The sequence below is a fragment of the Kitasatospora sp. NPDC002040 genome, from assembly GCF_040296785.1.
GTDB lineage: Bacteria > Actinomycetota > Actinomycetes > Streptomycetales > Streptomycetaceae > Kitasatospora.
Window position 1 is genome coordinate 440,038 of sequence record NZ_JBEOXV010000003.1, and the last position, 17,746, is coordinate 457,783.

The 17,746-nt window shown below is 72.8% G+C and carries 12 protein-coding genes and 1 pseudogene; 8 read left to right on the top strand and 5 right to left on the bottom strand.

Annotation, left to right across the window (positions count from 1 at the left end; translation table 11 throughout):
• Positions 1-375: 375 nt before the first annotated feature.
• The 5 genes from ABT118_RS12280 (at position 376) to ABT118_RS12300 (ending at position 7,312) form a co-directional block, all read left to right on the top strand.
• Complete coding sequence (locus ABT118_RS12280) at positions 376-1,002, top strand: rhomboid-like protein (RefSeq protein ID WP_350662633.1); 627 nt, start codon at positions 376-378, stop codon at positions 1,000-1,002.
• Positions 1,003-1,130: 128 nt separating this feature from the next.
• Positions 1,131-3,575 (top strand): endopeptidase La, encoded by a 2,445-nt coding sequence (gene lon / locus ABT118_RS12285; protein WP_350662649.1) that lies wholly within the window; start codon positions 1,131-1,133, stop codon positions 3,573-3,575.
• A gap of 384 nt (positions 3,576-3,959) precedes the next feature.
• Positions 3,960-5,393 (top strand): NHL repeat-containing protein, encoded by a 1,434-nt coding sequence (locus ABT118_RS12290; protein WP_350662660.1) that lies wholly within the window; start codon positions 3,960-3,962, stop codon positions 5,391-5,393.
• 71 nt (positions 5,394-5,464) lie between these two features.
• Positions 5,465-5,989, top strand: coding sequence for a GtrA family protein (locus ABT118_RS12295; RefSeq protein ID WP_350662672.1), 525 nt, complete (start codon positions 5,465-5,467; stop codon positions 5,987-5,989).
• A gap of 153 nt (positions 5,990-6,142) precedes the next feature.
• Positions 6,143-7,312, top strand: a complete 1,170-nt coding sequence (locus ABT118_RS12300; protein ID WP_350662702.1) for an ROK family protein — start codon at positions 6,143-6,145, stop codon at positions 7,310-7,312.
• A gap of 59 nt (positions 7,313-7,371) precedes the next feature.
• Here ABT118_RS12300 and ABT118_RS12305 read toward each other — a convergent pair whose 3' ends face one another.
• Positions 7,372-8,412: a DUF3533 domain-containing protein gene (locus ABT118_RS12305; protein WP_350662716.1), complete on the bottom strand. Its 1,041-nt coding sequence runs from the start codon at positions 8,410-8,412 to the stop codon at positions 7,372-7,374.
• Positions 8,413-8,518: 106 nt separating this feature from the next.
• On the opposite strand from ABT118_RS12305, the gene ABT118_RS12310 reads away from it, so the two are divergent.
• Together ABT118_RS12310 and ABT118_RS12315 are read left to right on the top strand one after the other, a co-directional pair.
• Positions 8,519-8,992: a MarR family winged helix-turn-helix transcriptional regulator gene (locus ABT118_RS12310; protein ID WP_350662750.1), complete on the top strand. Its 474-nt coding sequence runs from the start codon at positions 8,519-8,521 to the stop codon at positions 8,990-8,992.
• A 123-nt stretch (positions 8,993-9,115) separates the two neighbouring features.
• Positions 9,116-10,591: pseudogene (locus ABT118_RS12315) on the top strand (MDR family MFS transporter); the annotation flags it as partial.
• A gap of 117 nt (positions 10,592-10,708) precedes the next feature.
• Here the strand turns inward: ABT118_RS12315 and ABT118_RS12320 are convergent.
• On the bottom strand, positions 10,709-10,957 hold the full coding sequence (locus ABT118_RS12320; protein WP_502884531.1) for a hypothetical protein: 249 nt from the start codon (positions 10,955-10,957) through the stop codon (positions 10,709-10,711).
• A 19-nt stretch (positions 10,958-10,976) separates the two neighbouring features.
• The gene (locus ABT118_RS12325) at positions 10,977-12,140 is read right to left on the bottom strand and encodes an inorganic phosphate transporter (RefSeq protein ID WP_350662788.1); all 1,164 of its coding nucleotides are present in this window, start codon (positions 12,138-12,140) and stop codon (positions 10,977-10,979) included.
• A 362-nt stretch (positions 12,141-12,502) separates the two neighbouring features.
• Here ABT118_RS12325 and ABT118_RS12330 point away from each other — a divergent pair, with 362 nt between their 5' ends.
• Entirely contained in the window at positions 12,503-14,002 is a 1,500-nt protein-coding gene (locus ABT118_RS12330; RefSeq protein WP_350662816.1) for a C40 family peptidase, read from the top strand.
• A 4-nt stretch (positions 14,003-14,006) separates the two neighbouring features.
• Here ABT118_RS12330 and ABT118_RS12335 read toward each other — a convergent pair whose 3' ends face one another.
• Together ABT118_RS12335 and ABT118_RS12340 are read right to left on the bottom strand one after the other, a co-directional pair.
• Positions 14,007-15,317 (bottom strand): ion channel protein, encoded by a 1,311-nt coding sequence (locus ABT118_RS12335; RefSeq protein ID WP_350662833.1) that lies wholly within the window; start codon positions 15,315-15,317, stop codon positions 14,007-14,009.
• A 100-nt stretch (positions 15,318-15,417) separates the two neighbouring features.
• Positions 15,418-17,700 (bottom strand): FdhF/YdeP family oxidoreductase, encoded by a 2,283-nt coding sequence (locus ABT118_RS12340; RefSeq protein ID WP_350662863.1) that lies wholly within the window; start codon positions 17,698-17,700, stop codon positions 15,418-15,420.
• Positions 17,701-17,746 lie beyond the last annotated feature (46 nt).

The following is a 17,746-nucleotide window of genomic DNA, read 5'->3' on the forward strand; positions in this document are numbered from 1 at the left end:
GTGCACCGCTCGGCTCTGTTCGCAGCGTACGGACACCGCGAGCATCCCGGCAGGTGAACCGGACACAACCGGCCGGTGGGCCGGTGCCGACCCTGCCGGGGATGAGGCACGGGGCGATACCTTACCCGCCGAAAATATCGCCCGTAACGGTGCGTATGCCCTCGAAGGGATGGCAGACTCCTCTGCGCGACGGCTACTTGTCCGTAAGCAAAGGGATGGTCCGGACCAAGGGGTGTGCTGGTTCGAACCATGTTCACAGTGGATTCACAGCGGGCTCTCAGGACGGCGAAGTACCGTGAGCACGACAAGTCACATGGTGGCACGAGTCGGGTGGTGGGTGGAATGGCGGATCTCCGGTCACGGTTGCGGAGTTTCGTGCCCACGCCGCGCCGCAACCCTTTCGCTCTCGGCTACCTCGCCGTCCTGCTCGGCACCACGCTGTTCGCCCGCTTCGGCGACGCCGCCCTGGTGGACCGTCTGCAGGAGTTCTCCAGCTCCGACGGCCACAACCTGCTCGACCACCCGGTCCGGTCCCTGCTGCTGAGCGGGCTCTGGGTCGCCGGGCCGGTCTGGATGCCGTACTTCTGGGCCTTCGCCGTCACCGTCGCGCCGTTGGAGCGCCGGGTCGGCGCCCGGCGCACGATCCTGGTGCTGGCCGCCGGGCACGTGCTGGCGACCCTCCTCTCGCAGGCTGCGGTGGGTTTCGCGGTCTCCACCGGCCGGCTCGCCCCCGAGGCGCTGGACAGCGTCGACATCGGCGTCAGCTACGGCGTGCTGGCCAGTCTGGGCGCGCTGGGCGCGCTGCTCCCCGGGTCGGCCCGGCCACTGGTGCTCACCGGTGCGGTCGCGATGACGGGCTACCAGTTCGTCTCCGACTCCGAGCTCGTCACCCGGGTCGGCCATCCGGCCGCCCTGCTGATCGGCGTGGCCCTCGGCCACTGGCTGCGCAGGGGCTCCGGCCGGGGCCTGTCGGTGCGGCGCCTGGTCCCCTCGCGGGTCTGATCCCAGGTCGGCGGCCCGGGCCGACCCGGGCGCGGAGTGATCGCTCAGGGCGAACAATTGCCGGGGAACAATCGGCCTTCGCCAAACCTTAGTCAGGTCAACTCAACTTCACTGACTGGGGAGAGATCATGGCATCGACGTCCACACCGCTCACTCTGCCCGTGCTGCCGCTCGACGACGAGGTGGTCCTGCCCGGCATGGTGGTCCCGCTGGACCTGTCGGACACCGAGGTGCGGGCCGCCGTGGAGGCGGCCAGGTCCGGTGTCGGCACCGGGGCCAAGCCCCAGGTCCTGCTGGTGCCGAGGCTGGACGGCTCGTACGCCGCCGTCGGCACGCTGGCCACGGTCGAGCAGGTCGGCCGGCTGGCCGACGGGGACCCGGCCGCGCTGGTCCGGGCCGTCCGCCGGGTCCGGATCGGGGCCGGGACGACCGGCCCGGGCGCCGCGCTCTGGGTCGAGACCAGCGCCTTCCGCGAGTCCGACCCCGGGCTGCCGGTGGCCGGGCGGGCCGCCGAGCTGGTGAAGGAGTACAAGGCGCTCGCCACCCAGTGGCTGCGCAAGCGCGGCGCCTGGCAGGTGGTGGACCGGGTCGCGCAGATCGACGGCGTCGGCGAGCTGGCCGACAACATCGGCTACGCGCCGTTCGCCAGCGCCGAGCAGAAGCTCAAGGTGCTGCTGGAGGCCGACCAGCTGGCCCGGCTGGAGTACGCGCTCACCCTGCTCCGGGACCACCTCGCCGAGGAGGAGGTCAACGACACCATCCGCAAGGACGTCGAGGAGGGGGTGGCCAAGCAGCAGAAGGAGTTCCTGCTCCGCCGCCAGCTGGACGCCGTCCGCAAGGAGCTGGCCGAGCTGAACGGCGACCCGGCCGACGAGGAGGGCGACTACCGGGCCCGGGTCGAGGCGGCCGAGCTGCCCGACAAGGTCCGCGAGGCCGCGCTCAAGGAGGTCGACAAGCTGGAGCGCTCCTCCGACCAGTCGCCCGAGGGCTCCTGGATCCGCACCTGGCTGGACACCGTGCTCGAACTGCCGTGGAACGAGCGGACCGAGGACGCGTACGACATCGCGGGCGCACGGGCGGTGCTGGACGCCGACCACGCGGGCCTGGGCGACGTGAAGGACCGGATCGTCGAGTACCTGGCGGTGCGCAAGCGCCGGGCCGACCAGGGGCTGGGGCCGGTCGGCGGCCGCGAGGCGGGGGCGGCGGGAAGCGGCTCGGTCAAGGGTGGCGGCGGGCGACGGGCGGGCGGCGCGGTGCTGGCGCTGGTCGGGCCGCCCGGGGTGGGCAAGACCTCGCTCGGCGAGTCGGTGGCGCGGGCGATGGGGCGCGAGTTCGTCCGGGTCGCGCTCGGCGGCGTGCGGGACGAGGCGGAGATCCGCGGGCACCGGCGCACCTACGTCGGCGCGCTCCCGGGGCGGATCGTGCGGGCGATCAAGGAAGCCGGTTCGATGAACCCGGTGGTGCTGCTGGACGAGATCGACAAGGTCGGCTCCGACTACCGGGGCGACCCGGCCGCCGCCCTGCTGGAGGTGCTCGACCCGGCCCAGAACCACACCTTCCGGGACCACTACCTGGAGGTCGAACTCGACCTCTCCGACGTGGTCTTCCTCGCCACGGCGAACGTGCTGGAGTCGATCCCGGAGCCGCTGCTGGACCGGATGGAGCTGGTCCGGCTGGACGGCTACACCGAGGACGAGAAGGTCGTCATCGCCCGGGACCACCTGCTGCCGCGCCAGCTGGAGCGGGCCGGTCTGACGGCCGGTGAGGTGACGGTCGACGAGGCCGCGCTGCGCCGGCTGGCGGGGGAGTACACCCGGGAGGCCGGGGTCCGGAACCTGGAGCGGTCGATCGCCCGGGTGCTGCGGAAGCTCGCGGCGCAGAGCGAACTCGGGGAGCGCGAACTGCCGGTCGCGATCGGTCCGGACGAGCTGCGCGCGCTGATCGGGCGCCCGCACCACACCCCCGAGGCGGCCCAGGAGCCCGGTGAGCGGCGCACCGCCGTCCCCGGGGTGGCGACCGGGCTGGCCGTGACCGGCGCGGGCGGCGACGTGCTGTACATCGAGGCCTCGCTGGCCGACGCGGAGACCGGGGCCACCGGGCTGACGCTGACCGGGCAGCTGGGGGACGTGATGAAGGAGTCCGCGCACATCGCGCTCTCCTACCTGCGGTCGCGGGGCGCGGAGCTGGAGCTTCCGGTGACGGGGCTGCGCGAGCGCGGCATCCACCTGCACGTCCCGGCCGGGGCCGTCCCCAAGGACGGGCCGAGCGCGGGCATCACCATGACCACCGCGCTGGCCTCGCTGCTCTCCGGGCGGAAGGTCCGGACGGACGTGGCGATGACGGGTGAGGTGTCGCTGACCGGGCGGGTGCTGCCGATCGGCGGCGTGAAGCAGAAGCTGCTCGCGGCCGACCGGGCCGGGGTCACCACGGTGATCATCCCGAAGCGGAACGAGCCCGACCTGGACGACGTGCCGGCGGAGGTGCTGTCCCGGCTGACGGTCCACCCGGTGGCCGACGTCCGGGAGGTGCTGGAGCTGGCGCTGGAGCCGGCGGAGGTGCTGGTCGCGGCGTAGCCGCAGTCCGAGGGGCTCGGGGAACGGCGACGAGATCCGGCGTGCGGGTCACTGCGGAAGTGCCTGACCGTGCAAGTTGGTGAGACCTTGTACGAGGTCGGCGTCGCCGTTCCCCGGGCCCCTGGCGGTGCCACCTTGCGCGGCTGTGCTTCCGCACCGTGAGACGGTGGTTGTGTGACGGGTTGTCAGGGCGGGAACATGGGGCCATGACCCGCCACGCGCACCTGAGCCGTCGACTCGATGTCGACCTGGCCCGTGCGTGTTCGGCGATCTGTCGCCGCGCCTGTTGAGCGCGGTGCCCTCCCGCCCGGCTGCTGCCGGGCCCTCTCTCGTCCTGCCGGGCGGGGTGCACCCCTGTGTCCACCCTTCTTCGACGGGACTTCCATGCGCCTGCGCGCCCGCGCTGCCGTGCTCACCACGGCCGCGCTCCTGCTGACCGCTCAGACCCCGGCCCACGCCGCCGAGGTGTTCACCCCGCTGCCGCCGGCCAACCCCTTCGCGGGCCCGCCCGGCACGGCCACCATGCACGGCGACACCGGCTCCTCGGACGCCACCCCGCTGCCGGGCCCCGGCGCGGGGAGCATCCGTTCGCACCGGACGGCCCTGGCCTCGGCCTGCCCGACCGTCCTGGTCGGCGCGGACGGCTACCCGGTCGCACTCTGCACCGAGATCTTCGGGCTGGCCCCGACGGTCCACCTGCTCGATCCGGCGACCGGTGAGTCGGTGGCCGAACTGGCCCTGGCCAAGGGATCGTTGCTGGGCGGGGTGTACGCGTACCTGGACCAGCGCGACCGGCTGGTCGCGGTCGACGGGAACCGGGACCTGCTGCGGGTCGCCCACCGCAGGACGGCCTCCGGCGGCTGGGAGCTGTACGTCGACTCGCGGCTCTCGCTGGCGGGGGCGGTCCCGGCGGGCGACGCCGTCACCGGGATCTCGCCGGACTGGCAGGGCCGGGTCTGGTTCGCCACCGGCGGCGGGGTGGTGGGCACCGCGGACGACCGGACCGGCGAGGTCCGGACGCTGGCGCTGCCGGCCGGCGAGCGGGTGTCCAACTCGATCTCCACCGCCCCGGTCGGGACCGCCGTCACCACCACCCACGCCACCTACCTGCTGACCGCAGCGGCGGACGGCACCCCGCAGGTGAGCTGGCGTCAGGCGTACGACCGGGGGCCGGGGCGCAAGCCCGGGCAGCTCAGCTGGGGCAGCGGTTCGACCCCGACCTTCTTCGGTCCTGCCACCGGCACCGACTACGTGACCGTGGTGGACAACGCCGCACCGACGGTGAACCTGCTGGTCTACCGGGCGGGCAGCGGGGAGCAGGTCTGCTCCGTGCCGGTGCTCAAGGCGGGCGGCAGCGGGAGCGAGAACTCCCCGGTGGCGGTGGGCAACGCGGTCTTCGTGGCCAGCACCTACGGCTACCCGTACCCGAAGCTGCCGGACGACGCCGGGCCGAGCGTGCCCTCCTCGGGCGCCTTCCGGGGCGGGCTGAGCCGGGTGGACGTCCGGGCCGACGGGTCGGGCTGCGATCTGAAGTGGGACAACCGGACCCGGTCGGCGGCGGTGCCGAGGCTGTCCACCGCCGACGGGCTGCTCCGTACGGTGCTGCGCAACCCGGTGATCCCGGGCACCGACAGCACCTCGGCGGTGGACCCGTACGCGTATGCCGAGATCGACCCGGCCACCGGGCGGACGGTGCGGACGGCGTACCTGGGGGCGGGCTTCATCTTCGACACCCTGCAGATGGTGGGCAGCATCGCGCCCGGCCGGGTGGTGCTCCAGGGCACCACCACCGGCGTGCTCCGGATCACCGCCGGGTAGCTGCCGGGCCGCCGCCACCCGGCCGGGGGAGCCGGGTACCGGACGGCACGAAGGCGTGCGAAACTGCCGAAATGCCGTCACCTACGCAACGGGTGCTGTCCCGAGTCCCGCCCCGGCTGCGGCCGTTCCTGGTGCGGCACCGGAGACTGGTGAAGTTCCTGCTGGTGGGCGGGACCTGCTTCCTGCTCACGATGGCGGTCAACTACGGCCTCCGGCACACCCTGTTGAGCGAGAAGCCGGTGGTCGCGCTGACCATCGCGACGGTGCTGGCGACGGCGGTGTCGTACGTGCTGAACCGGCAGTGGTCGTTCCGGGCGCACGGGCGGCAGCGCGAGGCGGTGCTGTACCTGGTGGTGAGCGGGCTGGCGGTGCTGGTCAACGATGCGCCGCTGGTGGCCTCCCGGTACCTGCTCGATCTGCGGGAGCCGCGGGTCAGCGCGTTCACGGAGGAGGCGGCGGACTTCCTCAGCGGGATGATCGTGGGGACGCTGCTGGCGATGGTGTTCCGGTACTGGGCGATGAACCGCTGGGTCTTCACGCACCGGGCCGAGGACCCGGTCCGCACCGACCGGCCCCGGGCCGGGGCCGGTCGGTGAGAGGGCGTCGGATCCCGACCCCGTCCCCCGCAGCGGCCGGGGGGTTGCCCGGGGCCTGACCGCGGCGGCGGTTACGCTGCGGAAACCGGCACGGGCCGGTACGCGGACAAGGGGGGTGGGCCGGAGGTGGTCGGACCGGCGAGTCAGCAGGGGATGCGGTGGGCCAACCTGGCTCTGGTGCTCGGGGAGATCGCGGCCGGGCCGTGCTCCCGCGCGGCGGTCGCCGCGAGCACCGGGCTGACCCGGGCGGCGGTCTCCTCGCTGGTCGAGGAGCTGCTGGCGGCCGGCCTGCTGACCGAGGCCGGCCGGAGCGCCCCGAACGGCCGGGTCGGCCGCCCCGGCAGCGAGCTGAGGCTCAGTCAGGACGGGCCGGCCGGCCTCGGCGGCGAGATCGGGGTCGAGCACCTCGCCGCCTGCGTGGTCGACCTGCGCGGCGAGGTGCGCAGCTGGCACCGGCGGGAGGTCGGCAACCGGGGCCGGAGCCCCGCCGCCGTGCTGGCGGACCTGGCCGAACTGCTCCGCCTGGCCGCCGAGGAGGCCGGGCTGCACCCCGCCGGCCTCGCGCTCGCCGTACCCGGCCTGGTCCGCTCGGCCGAGGGCATGATCGAGGGTGCCGCCAACCTCGGCTGGGCCGAGGTCCCGGTCGCCACCGAACTGCGGCTCGCGCTCCGGGCCGCCGGGGCGCCCGAGCTGGCCGCGCTGCCGGTCGAGGTCGGCAACGAGGCCAACCTGGGCGGCCTGGCCGAGTTCTGGCTGGCGGGCCGCCCCGACGACTTCTGCCACCTCTCGGCCGAGGCCGGTATCGGTTCGGCGATCGTGATCGGGGGTCAACTGCTGCGCGGTGCCCGGGGCTTCGCCGGTGAGCTGGGGCACCTGACGGTCTGGCCGGACGGACCGCGGTGCGCCTGCGGCGCGCGGGGCTGCCTGGAGCAGTACGCGGGGGAGACCGCCGTGCTGCGGGCGGCCGGCCTGACGGGGGTCGGCGGGGACTGGGTCGCGCTGCTCGCCGAACGCGCGGCGGGCGGCGACCGGGAGGTGCTGGCGGCCCTGGCCGGGGCCGGGACGGCGCTCGGCATCGCGGCGGCGGGGGCGGTCAACCTGCTCGATCCGCAGGCGGTGGTGCTCGGCGGCGGCTACGCCGAGCTCGGCGAGTGGCTGCTCCCCACCATGCGGGCCGAACTCGCCGCCCGGGTCACCGCCCGCCCCTGGGACGACAGTTGGCTCTCCGTCTCGCCGCTCGGCCGCCGGGGGCCGCTGCTCGGCGCCGCGGTCGGCGTGGTCCGCCGCATCATCGCCGACCCGGGGGCCTACGCGGGCGGATAGCCGGGGGGCTCGGGGACGGCAGCGTCTGCGGCTGCCATCCCCCGAGCCCCCCGGTGCGGCTAGCTCTTGACGGAGACGTGCTCGCGGCCGTAGCGGGGCCGCTTCATGACCGCGGCCATGGTGACGGCGACGCCGACGACGGCCCAGGCGGCCAGGACCAGCAGCGGGACGAGGATGTTGGTCCCGCCGAGGTAGGCGATCGAGCGGGCGACGTCGGTGCCGGCGCCGTTGGGGATCCAGGCGCCGATCGCGCGCCAGAAGGCGGGCATCATCGGCGGCGGGAACACTCCGCCCGCACTGGGGTTCCCGAGCACCACGAAGATCAGCACCGCCAGTCCGATCCCGACCACGTCGAAGAGGCACTCCAGCGCCATGGTGATCGCCCCGACCCCGAACACCACCAGGGCGCCCAGCCCGCTCAGCCCCCAGGTGGAGCCGGGCAGGGCGCCGAGCACCGGCCCGATGATCACCGCTCCGCCGATCCCGGCCGCGACCGAGTAGAGGGCCAGCGCGCCGAGCCGGATCACCGCACGGGTCGGGTTCGCGGGCCGCGAGCCCGCGCTGATGCCGAGGATGGAGGCGACCAGGTAGCCGCCGACGCACCAGCCGACCACCAGGTAGAAGGAGGACAGGCCCTCCGCGTCGCCCTTGGCGAGCGGGATCACGTCCTCCACCACGACCGTCCGCCCCTGGGACTTGTCGACCGCCGTGACGATGGTCTCGGCGGCCGTGGCGGCGGCGGGGCCGCGCGCGTCGGCCACCAGCAGGGTGTCCTGGGTGCCGGTCGGGTCGAACAGCCAGGCGGCGTAGACCTTCTGGTCCTTGATCCGGGCGACCGCCTCGTCCCGGTCGGTCGCGGTGGTGGCACGGACCGCGTTGTCCGGCACCGACTCCAGGGCGCCGACCAGCTTGGGGGCGACCTGGGGCGGGGCGACCACCGCGATCGACAGCTCGTGCGGGGTCGGGTGGTGCAGGGCACCGACGTACGAGGTGATGAATCCGAGCTGCAGCAGCAGCACCGCGATCACCAGCATGGCGGCGCGCGGGGTGACCGCGTCCTTCAGTTCCGTGAGGAATCCCTGGCGGCCCGGGTCGGCCATCGAACCTCTCCTTAGAACATGGCTCAATAAACAAGGGCAAAACGGATACTTCATATCATGAAACAGTTGTCGATCACCGGAGGCGCGGCTGCGGGATACTGGCGCCATGACTGAGCGGGCAACTGAGGACCGGACCGCCGAGCAGGCGCTCATCGCGGTGGAGCGCGAGGTCGCGGTGCTGTTCCGGCGCGGCCGGGCCCGGGCGGCCGAGATGTCCCGGCAGGTGCACCCGGCGCTGGAGGGCGTGGCGTACAGCATGCTCGGCTTCATCCAGGACGCCGGGCAGGTCCGGCTGACCGACATCGGTCTGCACTTCGGGGTGGGCAAGGCCACCATCAGCCGGCAGATCAAGGTGCTGGAGGAGCTGGAGCTGGTCACCCGGGAGACCGACCCGCTGGACCGCCGCTCCTCGCTGGTCTCGCTCACCCCCGACGGTTCGGCCCGCTACCTCGCCGCGCGCAGCGGCCGGCTCGGCCGGTTCCGGGACATGCTGGAGGACTGGGACCGGGCCGACGTGTCCCAACTCGCCGATCTGCTGCAGCGGTTCAACGACGCGCTGGGTGAGCCCAAGGTGAGCTGAGGCACTTCGCCTGATTGTTGCCCGGGTCAACCATCTCGGCTTATGGTTGCCAAAGGCAACAAAAATCCAGGCCGAAGGACCCGCATGACCACAACTTCAGACCCCGCCCCGACCGACACCCCGATGACCCACCGCCAGGTTCTCGAAGCCCTCTCCGGGCTCCTCCTCGGCCTCTTCGTGGCGGTGCTCTCCTCGACCGTGGTGGCCAACGCGCTGCCGCACATCCTGACCGACCTGCACGGCGGCCAGACCGCGTACACCTGGGTGGTCACCGCCGCGCTGCTCTCGCTCACCGCCGCCACCCCGATCTGGGGCAAGCTCTCCGACCTGGTCAGCCGCAAGCTGCTGGTGCAGATCGCGCTGGTGATCTACATCGTCTCGTCCGCGCTGGCCGGGCTGTCCCAGAACGCGGGCCAGCTGATCGCCTGCCGGGTGCTCCAGGGCATCGGCGCCGGCGGTGTCACCGCGCTGGCCCAGATCTGCCTCGCCGCCATGGTGCCGCCGCGCGAACGCGGCCGGTACAGCGGCTACTTCGGCGCGGTCTTCGCGCTGGCCACCATCGGCGGGCCGCTGATCGGCGGCGTGGTGGTGGACACCAGCTGGCTCGGCTGGCGGTGGTGCTTCTACCTCGGCATCCCGTTCTCGCTGATCGCCATCGTGGTGCTGCAGCGCACCCTGCGGCTGCCGGTGGTGCACCGGAAGGCGAAGATCGACTACCTCGGGGCCACCCTGATCACCGCCTCGGTCAGCCTGCTGATGATCTGGATCTCGCTGGCCGGGGACAGCTACCCGTGGCTGTCCTGGCAGACCCTGGCGATGGTCGGCGGCGGGCTGGCGCTGGCCGCCCTGTTCGTGGCGGCGGAGCGCCGGGCGGCCGAACCGATCGTCCCGCTCGACCTGTTCCGCCACCGCACCGTCACGCTGGCCGCGATCGCCAGCGTGCTGGTCGGGGTCGGGATGTACGGCTCGACCACCTTCCTGAGCCAGTACTTCCAGCTGGCCCGGCAGGAGTCGCCGACCATGGCCGGGCTGCTCACCCTGCCGATGATCCTGGGCCTGGCCGTGTCGTCCACCGTGGCGGGCCGGCTGATCACCCGGTACGGGCGCTGGAAGGCGTACCTGGTGGCCGGGACGGGGCTGCTGGCGGTCGGCTTCGCCCTGCTCGGCACGGTCAGGGACGACACCCCGTACGCGCTGCTGGCGGTGGCCATGGCGGTCACCGGCATCGGGCTCGGCCTGACCATGCAGAACCTGGTGCTGGCCGTGCAGAACACCGTGCCCCGGCACGAACTCGGCACCGCCAGCTCGACCGTGACCTTCTTCCGCACCATGGGCGGCGCGATGGGCGTCTCCGCCCTCGGCGCCCTGCTCGCGCACCAGGTCAGCCGGCACCTGACGGACAGTCTGACCGCCGCCCACCTGCCGACCGGGGCCGTGGGCGGGGGCATCCCCGACCTGCGCACGCTGCCCGCCCCGGTGGTCCCGCTGGTCACCGACGCGTTCGGGCACGGCGTGGCCACGGTCTTCCTGATCGCCGCCCCGCTCGCCCTGCTGGCCTTCCTGGTGGTGCTGCTGATCCGCGAGGTCCCGCTGCGCACCACCCAGGACGAGGCCCCGGCCGACCGGCCGCGCGAACTCGCCCTGGACTGACCCCGGACACGACGCCGCCCTCCCCGTTGGCGGACGGGGAGGGCGGCGTCGTACGTACGCGCGGTGCTAGCCGGCGATCAGGTAGAGGCCGTAGCCGACCACCGAGGCGCAGGCCGCGAAGCAGACCGAGGCTCCGGCGAGCGCGAGGTTGGCGGTGCCCGGTCCGGCGGTGCCGGTCGTGGCGGCCTCCTGGGCGGCCTCCCGGCGGGAGAGCGCCATGATGCCGAGCGCGAAGACGGCGACGGTGGCGACGGTGACGACGAAGCTGACACCGGCGGTCTGGGCCAGGGCGGCCCACTTGATGCTCATGCTCATAAGGGGAAGCCTTCCGGGCTCAGGCCGCGACCGTGGTCGAGGCGGGGGTGGGGGTCGGGGCCGGCGGGACCTCGACCGGGGTGACGTCGTTGACGTTGTCCGCGTGCACCGGCTGGCGGCGGGAGATCATCCACATCGCACCCGAGCCGATCACCAGCGCGGCCCCGACCAGCAGGACGCCCCAGGTGCCCTTGTCCGCGACGAAGGCGGCCAGGCCGGCCACGGTGGCGGCGGCGGGCAGGGTCAGGCCCCAGGTGTAGAGCATCCGGCGGGCCATGCTCCAGTGCACCTCGGCCTTCGGGCCGCCGAGGCCGGCGCCCATGATGCCGCCCGAGACGACCTGGGTGGTGGAGAGGCCGTAGCCCATGTGCGAGGAGGTCAGGATCACCGTGGTGGCGGCGGCCTCGGCCGCGAAGCCCTGCGGCGCCTGGATGTCCGTCAGGCCCTTGCCCATCGAGCGGATGATCCGCCAGCCGCCCATGTAGGTGCCGATCGCGATCGCCGCACCGGCGCTGACGATGACCCAGGTGGGGGGCAGCGCGCCCTTGGGCAGGGCGCCGGCCGAGACCAGCGCCAGGGTGATGATGCCCATGGTCTTCTGCGCGTCGTTGGTGCCGTGCGCCAGCGAGACCAGCGAGGCCGAGGCGATCTGACCCGCCTTGAAGCCCTTGTTGGTGGTCTTCTCGCGGCCGTTGCGGGTGATCCGGTACGCCAGCTTGGTGGCGCCCCAGGCGGCCAGTCCGGCCACGATCGGGGAGGCGACGGCCGGGATCAGGATCTTGGAGACGACGACGCCGAAGTTCACGCCGTTCAGACCGACCCCGACGACGGTGGCGCCGATCAGACCGCCGTACAGCGCGTGCGAGGAGCTGGACGGCAGACCCTTCAGCCAGGTCAGCAGGTTCCACAGGATCGCGCCGACCAGCGCGGCGAAGATGATCGCCGGTTGGATCCCGGCCTTCTCGTTGACGATGCCGCCGGAGATGGTGGTGGCGACCTTCACCGAGAGGAAGGCACCGGCGAAGTTGAGGACCGCAGCGATGGTGACCGCGACCTTCGGTCGGAGGGCTCCCGTGGCGATGGAGGTGGCCATCGCGTTGGCGGTGTCGTGGAAGCCGTTGGTGAAGTCGAAGGCGAGCGCTGTGATGATCACAACGGCCACCAGGAACGTGATGTGTTCCATGGACCCAAACAATCGTCGTAGTTGTCGGACTGACGCTGATGTCACCGGCGACGGTAGGGAGGGTGGGTGAACGGAAGGTTAACTGAGACGGTAGTCGTGGTTCCGAAGGTGTCGCCGGGGTTTCCGGAGGGCTGCCGAATCGTGGTGGCGGGGCCCCAGGACCGCCATTTTGGGCGGTAAGGTCCGCCTTGGTGATGGTTTGTTGAGAGGTGTCTCACATCCAATCTGAATCGGAGCTGAGAATTCACCGGACTGCCCGGTAACCCCCTGTCTGGATGCACGGGGCGCATGGCAGGATCGCAGGGGAATTGCCAGGCCGGACGGCCTGGCAGGGGTCGGGGTCAACGGGGAGGGGCGAGCTGATGCACGCTGGGGTGCGGACGACGGAGAACGGCGTGCGGCCCTGGGTGCGAGCCGCCCTGCGCTGTGGTGCGGTACTGGCGATGGCGGCCCTGGCGCTCGGCTCGACCGGAGCCGCGTTCGCCGCGCCCGGCACGCCTGAACCGACCTTCTCGGTCGCCGCCGGAGCAGATCCGCTGGCCCAGGCCAAGGCGACTCTCGGCCCGATGCTGGACCGCCTGCACGAGCTCTATCGCGAGGCCGAGGCCGCCACCGAGCAGTACAACGGGACGGTCGCCAAGCTCGCCACCCAGCAGGCCACCGTCACCGACCTGAAGCTCCGGCTGGAGCACCAGCAGGCCGCCGTGGACGCCGGCAGCGACCTCGCCTCCCAGCTGGCCGCGGCCCAGTACCGCAACGGCAACGCCTCCGACCTGGCCGAGCTGCTGCTCACCGACTCCCCGTACGAGGCGGCCGTGGTGGCCGAGCTGCTGAACGCCGCCGGGCGTTCGCAGAGCGAGTTCCTGGACCGGCTGAAGGGCGACCGGGCCACCCTGACGGTGCTTCAGCAGCTGGCCGAGGCGACGCTCACCCAGGCCCAGGCGCTGGTGGTCCAGCAGGAGGCCGCCAAGGCGGACGTGGCCAAGCGGCTGGCCGAGGTCGAGCAGATGGTCAGCTCGCTGACCGGGGCCCAGCGGACCGAGCTGGAGCAGCTGGAGAAGACCCGGGCGGACGAGGCCCAGCTGGCCTTCCTCGCCTCGGGCGCGCTGGGCAAGGGGGAGCACACGCCCTCCCAGGCCGGGCGCAAGGCCGTCACCTTCGCGCTGGCCCAGCTGGGCAAGGACTACCTCTGGGGCGGTACCGGACCGGACCGGTTCGACTGCTCCGGCCTGACCTCGCAGGCCTGGCTGGCCGCCGGTGTGAACATCCCCCGGGTCAGCCAGGACCAGTGGTCCGAGCTCACCAAGGTGCCGCTGAACCAGCTCCGCCCCGGTGACCTGGTGGTCTACTACGCCGGGGCCACCCACATCGCGATGTACATCGGCGGCGGCCTGGTGGTGCAGGCGCCGCGCACCGGAGCGGTGATCAAGGTCTCGCCGATCGGCGCGATGCCGATCCTGGGCGCGGTCCGCCCCGACCCGCAGTCGGTGTCGGACGACCCGGGCGGTGCCTGGAAGGTGCCCGAGCTGCCCAAGGGCGCGGACGCGGCGACGCCGATCCGGCCGAGCAAGCCGGAGGACCTTCCGTCGCAGCCGCCCGTCACCACCCCGCCGGTGACGCAGCCGCCGGTGACCCCGCCGCCGGCCACCACCTCGCCGTCCGCGACCGGTACGCCGTCCGGCTCGCCGTCCGTCGGGACCTCGCCGAGCACCGGTACGTCGCCGAGCACCTCTCCGAGCACCGGCACCGGTTCGCCGTCCGGCTCGGCCTCGGCGTCCACCTCGGAGTCGGCCGCGGCAAGCCGTTCGGCGTCCGCCGCCGCCTCGAAGAGTGCCGAGGCCACGGCGGGCCCGACCGGCTGACCGGTCAGGCCGGCGTCGGCGCGGGCTCCGCGTCGGCGGGCTCGATCAGCATCTCGGGGCGGCCGGTGACGATCAGCCAGGCCGGCAGGGCGGCGACGCAGAGCAGCGGGAGCAGCGCCAGGTCGGGCACGATGACCGCGGCGGTGAACAGGCTGAGCCAGCCCTGCCGGGTGATCGCGAGCAGGATGCCGAGGATGGCGCAGACCACCGCGAGCGCCGGGGGCACCGAGGGGATCAGCGCGTTGACCGCGAAGCCGAGGGCGACCCCGGCGAAGACGGCCGGGAAGATCCGGCCGCCGCGGAAGCCGGAGCCGGCCGCGATCAGCAGGGCCACCATCTTCAGCACCGCCATGCCGGCGAGCTCCCAGAAGCCGTAGTGGGTGTAGTCCAGGGCCAGCTCCTTGACCTGGTCCAGGCCCTTGAACAGGGTCAGCTCGCCGCCGATCGCGCCCAGTGCGCCGAGCACCAGCCCGCCGACGGTCAGCATCAGGACCGGGTGCGGGATCTGTCGGAACGTCCGGTGCACCAGCGGGAAGGCGTAGACCGCGGCGAGGCCGAGCAGCGCTCCGGCCGCGCCGACCAGCAGGGCCCAGAGCAGGTCGACGAACCGGGTGCCCGGGTAGCCGGGAACCTTGATCACGAAGTCGTTGCCGACCAGCAGCAGCGTGGTGAGGGACCCGGTGACGGCGGAGATCAGCGGGGCGAACAGCCGGTCCCAGAGCGCGCCGGGGCCGGGCATCTCGGACAGGATCAGCGCCGCCGCGATCGGCGTGCCGAACAGCGCGCCGATCGTCCCGGCGGCTGCCAGGGCGACCCAGAGCACCGGGCCGGTGGAGGGCATGAAACGCCGTCCGATCCAGTACGCCAGCGCGATGTTGATCATCGTGATCGGGTTCTCGGGGCCGAGGCTGACGCCGCCGGCCAGCGCCAGTACGGTGGCGACGATCAGCCCGGGCAGCAGGAACGGGGAGACCGGCGGGTCGACCAGCCCGGTGGTGGCCGGGTCGGGGCCGGCGTGGCCGGGCGCCTTCCACACCGTCAGGCCGACGGCGACCCCGGTGACGGTGAGGATCAGCAGGATCCACCAGGGGTTGAAGCCGTCGATGCCCAGGCCGCTCGGGATGATCTCCCAGAGCAGGTTCTCCAGCCGCCCGGCCACCGAGCTGATCGCGATCAGCGCGAGGCTGGCGCCGATGCCGGTCAGGATCGCCGGGGCGATCAGCGGGATCAGCCGGGAGGCCGGGGTGGGCGACCCCGAGGTCAGGTCGGCGCCCCCGGTCTGGTCGGCACTGTCGGACGGGACGGCATCGGCCATGGCGCGGGTACCTCCGGCGGTGGGGGTGAGCTGATGTCAGATTAGTTGCACATCGGACATATCGGGCACCCGTGCGCCGGAGTGTCGGCCCGTCAGCTGGTCAGCTGCCGCTGTCCGGTTCGAACCGGATCAGCACCGCCTTGGAGGTCGGGGTGTTGCTGATCTCGGCCGTGGAGTCCAGCGGCACCAGCACGTTGGTCTCCGGGTAGTACGCGGCCGCGCCGCCCCGGGCCACCGGGTAGTGCACCACCTGGAAGTGCGGGGCCCGGCGCTCGCTGCCGTCCACCCACTCGCTGACCAGGTCGACGTACCCGCCCTCGGTCAGGCCGAGCGCGGCCGCGTCCGCCGGGTTGACCATGACCACCCGGCGGCCGCCGATGATGCCCCGGTAGCGGTCGTCCAGCCCGTAGACGGTGGTGTTGTACTGGTCGTGCGAGCGCAGCGTCTGGAGCAGCAGCCGGCCCTCGGGGACCTCGGGGGCGGTCAGCGGGTTGACCGAGAAGTTGGCCTTGCCGGTGGCGGTCGGGAAGGTTCGGCTGTCGCGCGGGCCGTGCGGGAGGGCGAAGCCGCCGGGCGCGCGGACCTTGGCGTTGAAGTCGTCGAAGCCCGGCACCACGCGGGCGATCCGGTCCCGGACGGTGTCGTACGACTCGGCGAACGCCTCCCACGGCACGTCGTTCGCCTCGCCGAGGGCGGCCCGGGCCAGTCGGCAGACGATGGCCACCTCGGAGAGCAGGGTGGCCGACGGCGGCTGCAGGCCGCCGCGCGAGGAGTGCACCATGCCCATCGAGTCCTCGACGCTGACGAACTGGGCGCCGGCGGCCGTCCAGTCCCGGTCGGTCCGGCCGAGGGTGGGGAGGATCAGGGCCCGGGCGCCGGTGACCACGTGCGAGCGGTTGAGCTTGGTGGAGACGTGCACGGTCAGCGCGCAGCGGCGCATCGCGGCCTCGGTCACCTCGGTGTCGGGGGTGGCCGCGACGAAGTTGCCGCCCATCGCGAAGAAGACCTTCACCCTGCCGTCGCGCATCGCCCGGATGGTGTCGACCGAGTCCAGCCCGTGGTGGCGCGGCGGCTCGAAGCCGAACTCCTTGCCCAGCGCGTCCAGGAAGGCCGGGGCGGGGCGCTCGAAGATGCCCATGGTCCGGTCGCCCTGCACGTTGCTGTGCCCGCGCACCGGGCAGACGCCGGCACCCGGGCGGCCCACGTTGCCGCGCAGCAGCAGGAAGTTGACCACCTCGCGGATGGTCGGCACCGAGTGCTTGTGCTGGGTCAGGCCCATCGCCCAGCAGACGATCACCTTCTGCGAGCCGAGGGTGAGCTCGGCCAGCTCCTCGATCTGCTCCCAGGGCAGGCCGGTGGCGGCGAGCACCTCGGCCCGGGTGGTGGCCGCCGCCTCGGCGGCGAACTCCTCGAAGCCCAGGCAGTGTTCGGCCACGAAGGCGTGGTCGACACCGTTCTCGGCGTTCAGGATCAGCTGGTTCAGGGCCCGGAACAGGGCGAGGTCGCCGCCGAGCCGGATCTGCAGGAAGAGGTCGGTCAGCTTGGTGCCCGTACCGGCCAGGCCGCGGGCGTTCTGCGGGTTCTTGAAGCGCTCCAGCCCGGCCTCGGGCAGCGGGTTGACGCTGACGATCTTCGCGCCCGCGCGCTTGGCCCGCTCCAGGGCGGAGAGCATCCGGGGGTGGTTGGTGCCCGGGTTCTGGCCCGCCACGATGATCAGGTCGGCCTGGTAGAGGTCCTTCAGGCTGACGCTGCCCTTGCCGACCCCGAGCGTCTCCACCAGTGCCGAACCCGAGGACTCGTGGCACATGTTGGAGCAGTCCGGCAGGTTGTTGGTGCCGAGCTGACGGGCGAACAGCTGGTACGCGAACGCGGCCTCGTTGCTGGTCCGGCCGGAGGTGTAGAAGGCGGCGGCATCGGGGCTCGGGAGCCGGTGCAGCTCCTCGGCGACGATCGCGAAGGCGCGGTCCCAGGAGACCGGGGTGTAGTGCGTCGCGCCCTCTTCCAGCAGCATCGGCTCGGTCAGGCGACCCTGCTGGCCGAGCCAGTAGCCGGACCGGTCGGCCAGTTCGGCGACCGGGTGCTCGGCGAAGAACGCGGCGGTGACCCGGCGCTCGGTGGCCTCCTCGGCCACCGCCTTGGCACCGTTCTCGCAGAACTCGGCGGTGTGGGTCTTCCCCGGCTCGGGCCAGGCGCAGCCGGGGCAGTCGAACCCGTCGGGCTGGTTCACCTTGAGCAGGGTGGCCAGGGCCCGCTTCGGGCTCATCTGGTCGTTCGCCATCCGCAGGCTGTGGCCCACGGCCGGGAGACCGGCCGCAGCGTGCTTCGGCTCGGTGACCCGGGCCCGGTCCTGGGCCGGGTCGACCTTCGGCGCCTGCTTCGCCATGACAGCCCTACTTCCTTGTCCGGGTGCTCGCGCCTCCCATCCTGTC